Below are 10,281 nucleotides of genomic sequence, written 5' to 3' on the forward strand. Positions count from 1 at the left end.
ACATATCTCCTATTCTATATATATAACTATTCTGTAATATATATATATATATATATAGATTCATTATATATTAATTGTAGAATTATGAAAACATTAAAACTTTTTTGAAAATTATATCAATTTCAGGTATGACATTAATTCCTGTGACATTTGTTGCTTCTTGTGAAAATTCTAAACAAAAGAAATAAACAGGGACACTAAAAGTGGACAGAAAGGTTAATTAGACATAATAACACCTCAATGTTGTTGGGGTGGTTTCACATTTATGAAATTTTTTGGTTTTTAAAAAATGCAAAAAAATCAGCACTATCTTTATCTAGTACTGATTGATTTTGATTGTTTATTAACTTCTTATTTCTTTCTACCGAATACAAAGATTAACATACCAATTAATCAAGTTGCAACTGAAGCTGCTATAAAGTATAGTCAAACCACCATTGGTGAGTTGTCTTTTAATGCTTTATTAATAGCTGTTGTAAGCACGTTTAATCCTTGAATATCTCCAGCCTTAGAAACTAATTGTTTAATGTTCTTAACGTCTGTTGAGTTAAGTTTATTCTTAGTTTTTGTAGATGTTTCAAAGTAATTGTGTTTAATTACAGCGTTTGCTAAAGTATCGATATTAGCAAGGTCTGAAGCGTCAGCTAATGCTTCAAAATTATTTCTTGATTTGTTTGTTGTGATTGAATCAACTAAATCAAGTAAGTTTTGAGCTTTAGCAATAGCAGCTTCTCCATTTGCATCTGAGAATGCTTTTGAATTAAATTCATTAATTGCTTTAACAACATTTTCCCTATGTTTGTTTGAAGCATCTGTTCCATATGTGCTTTGTAAGTATTGGTTTGTTAAATCATTTAATTCATCTACTTTTTTATCGTAGTTAGCTTTGTTTAAAGCTTTAGCATCTTCAATAGCTTTTTCTAATGATTCAGCATCTGTAGCGTTTTTAATAGCTTCAGAAGCTTTGGATTTTTCTGAATCTGATGAATTTGGTTCATCTGATAAGTATAAAAGTTTAGCAACTTCTTTAAGAGCTTCTTCTTTAGCAGCGTCTAAGCTTGCACTTCCATCAAGAGCAGCAGTTGCATTGTTTAATTTATTTGTTAAATCAACGATATTATCTACTGACTGATTAAAGTTAGTAATATCTTTAATTGCTTCTACATTAGCTTTAGCCGCATCAAAGTTAGCTTTTGGTTGGTCTGAAGCTTCTGTGTAAGCAAGTGTTTTTTGTGCTTTAGAAGCTTTATCTAGAGCTTCTAAAGCATTATTCATTAAAGTAGCATTGTTTACAATGTTATTTACATCTACAATAGCTTCTTTAGCATTAATATCAGCTTTAGCAGTATCTTTTTGCGCTTCTGATAAGTAACTTAACTTATCAATAGCATCAATAGCATCTGCTTGTGCTTTTGTTAAGTTTGAATCTCCATTCAATGCTTTGTGAGCATCTTTAAGAGTTTGCACTTTATATTGTAAGTTTTCTACAGCGTTCTCGAAGTCTTCTTTACTTTCTAATGAATTTAAATTATCTAATGCTGTAGTTAATGCATTTTGTTTGTCTGCATCAGCTTCTTTGAATTGAGCTTTTTCTTTAACTGGAGCAATGTCTTTAATTGTTCCTAGAGCAGCATCAACTGCTTCTGTATTTGAAACAATGTTATTTACATTGTCAATTGTGTTTTGTTTTTCAACTTTAGCTTTAGCAGCATCTTTTTGTGTTTCTGAGATGTTTTGTAATGCATCAATATCTTTATTAGCTTTTTCTTTAGCTTTAGCTAATCTATCTTTACCATCAAGGTTACTAATAGCATTTGCTAATTTGCTTGTTAATAATTCAATGTCTTGTACTTTGTTTTCAAAGTTCATTGTATCTTTGATTGCATTTACAGCGTCTTTAGCTTTATCAAATGCATCTTTAGCAGCATCTGAAGCTTGTGTGTAATCCACTTTATCTAATTTTTCGTTAGCTGATTTAAGTGTAGCTAATGCATTGTTTAATAATTTTGCATTATTAATAATGTCTTGTACTTTTGCAAGTGTGTTCGTGTCTTCAGATTTAATTGAATCTTTAGCGGCATCTTTTTGAGTTTTTGATAAGTTGGTTAATTTATCAATTTCTTTAATTGCTTCAGTTTTAGCTGTAGCTAATTTATGATCTCCATTTAATTTTCCAGTTGCTAATGTCATATCTGATAATAAGTTATCTGCGTTAGCAATTGGTTGCTTTGGATCTGTAAAGCTTGCAATAGCATCTTTGATAGCGTCTTTAGCATTAGCAAATGCAGTTTGTCTATCTTTATCAGCTTCTGTGTAATCAGGAGTTGTTTGTTTTGATTTAGCATCATCTAATGCATCAACTAATTCTTTTAATTTAGCAGCATTATCAAGGATTTGATCAATTAATTGTCTTGAATTTGTTGATTCATCTTCAATAGCAGCTTTAATTAAATCTTTTTTACCTTGAGATAATCCTTCAATTCCATCAACTGTTTTCTTAGCTTCTTCTTTTGCTGTCGCTAAGTTAGCTAAACCATCAAGCAATTCAGATTTAGCATCTAAAGCACTAATAAGTGCATCAGGATCATTACTTAATACTTCAAAGTTTGTTGTGTTCTTGATTGCATCAAGTGCTTCTTTAGCTTTGTTAAAGTTTTCTTTTGGTTCATCTGAAGCTTCTACATAAGCTGGTGTGTTTTGTTTATCAGCAGCTTCATTTGATTTAGCGATAGCTTTATCAACTTTTTGAGCATTTGAAAGCACGTTAGCTACTTGATCTTTAGTTGTAGCGTTTCTGATTGCATCCTTAGCAGCGACTTTTTGATCTGTTGTTAAGTTTACTAAAGCATCAATCTTAGCAATAGCATCATCCTGAGCTTCTTTTAAGTTTCTAGCTCCATCTAAGTTGCTGATTGAATTATTTAAGTTAGATGTTAATGTGTCGATGTTTGCAATAGGTTGTGAGAAGTCTTCAACATCTTTAATTGCATTAACTTTGTCTTTTGCATCATTAAATGCATCTTTAGCAGTTTTTGAAGCATCAATGTATGCTTTTGTTTTTTCAACTTCATTTGCTGCGTTTAATGCTCCTTTAGCAACATTTAACTTTTTAGCATTTTCAAGAGTTGCTTGAACATCGGCAATTGTTTGTTTTTTCTCAACTTCAACTTTAGCAGCTTGTTTTTGTGTATCTGATAAGTTTACTAATCCTTCTATTTCAGCTTTAGCAGCGACTTTTGCAGCATCTAAGTTTCGCTGACCATCGAGTGAATCAATTGCGTTTTTAAGTTCTTCTGTTTTGTTTGTAATTTGATCAATTTGACTTGTTCTAAAGTCCATAATTGATTCAACACCTGGTAATTTATCAAACGCTGTTTGAGCAGCTTGTTTTTTATCTGAATCAGCTTCTGTAAATTGTGGTTTTGATTTAACATCATTAAATCTTTGAACTTGTTCGATAGCAACATCAACGTTTGTTGCGTTTGTTGCAATGTCTTTTGCTTCTTGAACTGTTATAGCAGCATTTACTAATTGTTTTGCTTTATCTTTTTGAGTTTCTGATAAGTGTTGTAATCCTTCGATTTTAGCTTTAGCAGCGACTTTTGCGTCATCTAAGTTTTGTTGACCATCAAGTGAGTTGATTGCGTTTTTAAGAGCTTCTGTTTTCTCTGCGATGTCAGCAATAGGACTTGTTGTAAAGTCTGTTACTGTTTCAACATCTGATAAGTTATCAAACGCTGTTTGAGCAGCTTGTTTTTTATCTGTAGGTGTTGTTGATGCTTCTGTGAATTGTGGTTTTGATTTAACGTCATTAAATCTTTGAATTTGTTCGATAGCAGCATTGACATTTGTTGCGTTTGTAGCAATGTCTTTTGCTTCTTGAACTGTTGTAGCAGCATTTACTAATTGTTTTGCTTTATCTTTTTGAGTTTTTGATAAGTATTGTAAGTTTTCAATTTCTCTAAGAGCAGCATCTTGAGCATCTTTTAATTTGTTTGCTCCAGATAAACCATCTTTTGCGTTATTTAAATTATTAATTAATTCTTGTTTATTATCAACTTGTTGTGTTCCATCTGATTTTGCAGCAATAGCATTTTCAATCGCTTTTTTAGCGTCATTGAATTGTTGTTGCTCCTCAGGTGTTGATTGTGTGTATTTTGGAGAATTAATAATTTCTTTAGCTTCTTCAAGTTTTTGTGCTAATTCTTTTAAGTCATTAGCATTATTTTTAATGCTTTCTACAACTTGTGAATTTGCAGCTTTTTGAATTTGATCTTTAATTTTGTTTTTGATTTGTTCATCTAATGGAGATAACTTATCAATTTGAGCTTTAGCAGCATCTTTTTTACTTTGAAGTTCTGTTTCTCCATTAAGAGCATTTTTAGCATTAGTTAAGTTTGTTAATTTAGTTTTTAACTGTTCGTCTGCATTTTGGAAGTCAACTTTTTGTTTTAAGTCAGTAACTTTATCAAGCGCATTGTCAAATGCAGTTTGTAAACTTCCTTTTGCTTCTGTATATTTAACTTGTTGTTTAACTTTAGCATCTTCTTTAGCTTGTGCTAAAGCAGAATCAATATCTTGAGCATTTTTAGCAATACCTTTTATTTGTTCTAAATCATTTGAATTTGCAACTAAATTGTTGGCAGCTGTTACTTGAGTTGATGTTATGTTTTGTAAATTATCAATAATAGATTTAGCTTTTGCTCTTTCAGTTCTAAGTCTTTCTTCTCCATCAAGAGCACCTTTAGCATTAGTTAATGCTTGTTTTAAATTATCAATATTTGAAATTGGATTGTTAAAGTCAGTGTGATTGCTATATGCAGCAACTGCTTTTTTAGCATCATCAAATGCTTGTTGATTTGAAGCTTGTGTGTAGTTTGGTGTAGTTTCTGTTGCGACAGCCTCTTTTAAAACACCTAAAGCATCATTTAATTTAGATGCATTGTTTTTAATTGATTCGATTGAGCCAAGATTATCTGCAGCTTGAACAGCGGCTTTAGCAGCTGTTTTTTGAGCATCTGATAAATTAGACATTCCTTCAATAGCGGTTTTAGCTGCTATTTGAGCTGTGGTTAATCTACCTTGACCATTAAGACTTGCAATAGCATTTTCTAAGTTTTTAGCTAATTGAGCATTAACTGGTTGAGTAAAGTCTGTTTGATCTTTAATGTTGTTAACTGCATTTTTAGCATTAATAAATGATTGCTTTTTATCATCTGAAGCTTGTTTATAGTTTGCGGTTTTTTCTGCTTCTAATGCTCTTTTTAATTGAGCTTTAGCAGCGTCAAGATTTTTTACATTTGCTTTAATAGCATCAATTGTTGCAACTACATTTGAACCATTAACAGCATTTCTTGCAGCTGTAATTTGTTCTTCAGTTAAGTGTGATGCAGCATCAATAGCAGCAAGCGCTTCTTGTCTTGCAGTTTGTAATCTTTCATCTCCATTAAGAGCTTCTCTTGTAGTTTTTAATCTTTGTAAATCTGTAGATAAGTTAGGAGTTGGTTGTGTAAACTCTGTTACTGATTTTCAAGATTCTAATTCTCCAACAACTGAATCAAAGTTTCTTTGTGGATCGTCTTCAGATTGTTTGTAATCATCTGTTTGTTTAACAGCTTCATTATTCTTAAGCTGACCAATAGCATTATTTAAATCTCTTACATTTGCTGAAATAGAATCTATTAATGCGAAAGTTTGTGCATTATTAATAGCTTCAATAGCTTTTGTTTTTTGAACCTCTAATAAATGAGGTGTTTGAGCAGCATTATTGATTTTAGCAATAGCAGCTTCTTTAGCTTTTGTTAATCTATCATTTCCGTTAAGAGCAGCTGTTTTAGTATTTAAATCACTTGTTAATGTTTGGATATTTGGTGTTTCATATTCGAAATTATTTTGTGATTTAATTGCATCTACTTTTCCTCTGGCAGTTTCATATGCTTTTTTTATGTCTGTATCTGCTTGTAAATGGTTTGGTGTTTGTCATTGAGCATTTGCAGTTTCTAATGCAGCTAAAGCAGCATTAAGTTTTTCAGCATTAGCTTTAATTGATTGTACTTTAGCAATTGTGTTTGTTGCTTCTTTTTCTACAGTAGCTATTGCAAGATTTCTTTGTGATTGTTCATCTAATTTAGTATATGACTGGATATCTCTGATAGCATTCTCTTTAGCTTTTGCTAAGTTTGTATCCCCATCAAGAGCAGTTGTTTTTCTCTTAAGGTCAATTGCAGCTGCATTAAATTGACTTTGTGTTGTTTTGTTTACAAGTGATTCAAAGTTTGTCTCTGTTTCTAAGTTGTAAGCATTTATTTTACCTAATGATGTATCAAAAGCTGTTTTTAGGTTTGTTGGTGTTGTTGAAGCTTCTGTATATTTAGGTGAATTCTTTGCTGTTTTAGCATCATTAAGAATAGCAAGAGCACTATTGACTAATTTATATGCTGCTACTAAATCTTTAAATTCTTCATTTGTTGATTTTGAACTAATTAATTCTTTTGCTTTAAGTTTTTGCTCTTTTGATAAGTTTGTTAAATTATCAATTTGATCAAAAGCATATTGTTTTTGTGCTTCTAATAATTTATCATTAACACTAGCAATTGTATTTTGTGAATCAATTTCATTTTTAGCAGTTTGTTTTTGTGTTGTAGTTCACGTGTCAGAGCTAAATCCATCAATAGTATTTTTAGCAGCTGTTTTTGCATTATTTAAGTTTGTAGTTCCATCTAGATTTCTAATAGCATTTTGTAAATCAGTAGTTAAGCTATCAATATTTGGAATAGCAGTTTTAAAGTCGCTTGTATCTTTTATAGCATCAACAGCATTTCTTGCTGATTCAAAAGCAACTTTTTTATTTTTTGGTGTTGTTGAGGCTTCTGTATGGTTAGGTTGATTAAGATGATTGTTATTAGCAATTTGTAATTGTTCACGTGCAGCATTTAATTTTCTTGCATTTGAAACAATTTCATCAACTTTAGCGCTTGAGTTTGTATCTGCCTCATTTACTTGACTTTTAGCAAGTTGTGTTTGAGATGGTGATAAGAAAGTCAATTTGCCAATTTCAATTAAAGCGTTTGATTTAGATGTAGATAAATTTGTATTTCCATTTAAATCACGAATAGCACTAGTCATATTTGAAACTAAAGTGCTTAAATCACTAATTGGAGTAGTAAAGTTTGTATTATCTTTTACTCCATTAAGAGCTTCAAATGCATTATCCAAGTTTGATTTATTTGGATTCGGTGTTGCTTCAATATAGTTTGGTTTAGCTTTTTCTGCAAGAGCTTCATCATATTTAGCTCTAGCATTTGATAAACCTTCAACATTTGTTTTCACTGCATTAACTGAATTAATTGTTGTTTGTTGATTAATTTGTTTTTCAGCTTCATCTTTTTGTGTGTCACTTAAATTTAAACCTTTAACTGCAGCAATAGCATTTGTTTTAGCTGTGTTTAAATTTGTAACTCCATTAAGATTATCTGTTGCATTCGATAAATCAGTTAACCTAGTTTGTAAGTTTGGATATGCTGTATCAAAGTCTGTATATGTAGTTAAATCATTTAATGCTGAAATAGCATTATCAAAGTTTGATTTATTTGGAGTCGGTGATGCTTCTGTATATCTTATTTCATTATTTGTTTCAATTGCTTTAGCAGCAGTAAGTTTTGGAACTTCATTATTGACAGATGTTGCATTATTAACAATGGCATCAATTTGATCTTTAGATGATTTTGAGTCAATTAAACGTTTAGCAGCATCTCTTTGAGTATTTGTCAAGTTACTTAATTGATGAATTTTATTTTTAGCATCAAGTTTTTGTGCTTCAAATAATTTATCATTAACGCCAGCAATTGTAGATTGACTTTCAACTTGATTATTAGCATTATTTTTTTCTGTTCCACTCAAGTTTGGAAGTGAATTAATAGTTTGTTGAGCAGCAGCTTTAGCAGCATTCACATTATCAAATCCGTTAAGTGCTTTACGAGTTTTTACTAATGCATCTTTAGCAGATTTAATTGTATTAATAGATTCTGATGAGTAGGTTGAAATATCTTTTAAGTTTTCAGCAACTTTGATCGCTTTATCAAAATTATCTTTTTTATTATCACTCGGTTCTTTTGCACCTGTTGTAGCTTCTGTGTAATTACTATGATTATTATTATCTTGGTTTTCTTTAATATCCTTAGATAGCTCTAATTCTTTTCTTAAATCATTAAGCTCTTCTGCTCAAGTTCGAATAGGAGTAGCATCTGAAATACTTTTTGCATTACTAATTAAATTTCAAGCTTTATCTCTTTGAAGTGTCAATAATTTATTTAGAGGTATTAATGATACAGTAGTTCCATCTTCTTCTCAAGTAGGATTACTTTCAAAAAGGACTTTTCTAGCTTTCTCTTTGAAATTATCGAAGTTTATCTTTCCATTTAATTTCAATCTTGCTTGATTTAAACTTTGATATGCCGCGTTAACTTGAGGTTGTCTTGCACTAGCATTTTCAAATACTTTTTTAGCTTCTGTTAAAGCTGCATTGTAAGCATTTTTTAAATCATTATCTGCATCAAGATATGGATGCTGATTAAAGAAATCGCCTTTCGAACAATTAATTTCTTCTTCAAGTTTTGTTTTATCGGCTTTTTTTCTGTATACAATTTGCACTACTACAGCATCTTCTAGAAATGAATTATTAAGTTTTTTTCTATATACATTCTTATTTGTTGAAACAATATCAAATCCAGGTATTGCAGTAGGATTAAATGAAATAGAGTTCGCTTTCTGCTCATTTGAAAGTCCATTTAAACTAGCAGGAATAATATCATTTATTAAATATTCATTTTTCACTGTATAAGATGCATTACCTGATGTTGGAGTTAATCTTTGCGCAGGAATTTGAACATCTTTAGTGAATGTTTTATATGATCAATCCACTGGAGATGTAATAGTCTTTGTTAATGTTGAATTGGTTGCAGGTATATTTGTAGTGTCATAAATGTCCTCAAACACTTGTTCTACAATAACAGGATATCTTTCAAATTTCTTTGTTTCTTTCTTTCTAACACCATTTAAAAGAACTCTAGAGTACGTACCATCATCTTGCCGTGATCTTTCAGATGTCATAACTCCTGAAAAATAACCTTTTTGTGCCCCTGGAATAGGTGCTGTTTTAAATTTAATCTCATATTTTGAATGATCTCATCCAGCGGTTTGAAATTCATAATCGTAAGTAAAATCTCTAATTGATGTTTTCTTACCATCAATAAATTTACCACCTGGATCATTAATATCGTTTGTATTTCATGTCGAAAATAGAAGATTATCCCTATGATTAGAACTATCGCTTGGTTTATTCTGAAGGTTATATCACTCAACTTTAGCCAGTGAAGATCTAGTTAGTTCATCATTTGTACCATAGTGATGTCAAGAACCACCAAGACCAACTTGTTTTAATTGACTTGAAGATAATTCATGTCCTGGTTGTAACGTAACTGAACTAGTGATTAGTCTATCAGAACCATCTTTTTCGAATCTCTTAATTTCGACAGGTGAACTTAATTGTATGTCTTTAGTAAGAAAGAAAGCAAAATATGCTTTTTGTTCACTATCAATACCTTCTATTTCTACGAAACCAAAAGGTTTAAAATACTGAAGTGTCCAATCAATTGTACCATCTTCATTTACGACTTTATCTATTTGCATAGATTCTCTTACTTTGGACTCAGGAAACTCTTTTATGTGACTCCATGATCAATGTTTATAATAGTATGTTCCATATTCATCACAATCTTCTCATACATAATCTGTCTGACTTGGATGGAATGTTCCTATATTCTCTCTACCTGTTCAATTTTGAATACCCTCATCTCATCTACCTGTTGGTGATAAACTCACTTCACGGGGTTCATTATTTGCAGATGCACTTACTGTTGTAAGTAAAGCAAGTGGAGCTGTAACTCCTGCGCTTAATGGTAAAAGAATTCATTTTTTCTTGTTTTTTAAATTCATAAAATTTCCTTTTTCAACAAATACTTAAAGAAGCTAAAAACATCAATTTTTAAGCTAGAAAAGCACTTATTTTATTCTTTTTTATAAGTCAAATATTCATATTAAATATACTTATATATAGCATAAAAATCATATTTGAGGCAACTTTTTTTTTTTTTTTACAAAAAATGTAATTTTTTACATATTTTCACCCTTAAAGTTTCACATTTATTAAATTTTTAAGTGATTTTTGTGAAATTTTTTGGTTTTTAAAAAAATACAAAAAAATCAGCACTATTTTATCTAGTA

The 10,281-nt window shown here is 30.5% G+C and carries 1 protein-coding gene; it reads right to left on the reverse strand.

Annotated elements, in window-relative coordinates; genetic code table 4:
• Positions 1 to 351 precede the first annotated feature (351 nt).
• On the reverse strand, positions 352 to 9,993 hold the full coding sequence (locus tag ACMZI9_RS01235; protein WP_416099076.1) for a hypothetical protein: 9,642 nt from the start codon (positions 9,991 to 9,993) through the stop codon (positions 352 to 354).
• Positions 9,994 to 10,281: the final 288 nt, after the last annotated feature.

This window comes from Mycoplasma sp. 4079 (assembly GCF_047785185.1).
GTDB lineage: Bacteria > Bacillota_I > Bacilli_A > Mycoplasmatales > Metamycoplasmataceae > Mycoplasmopsis.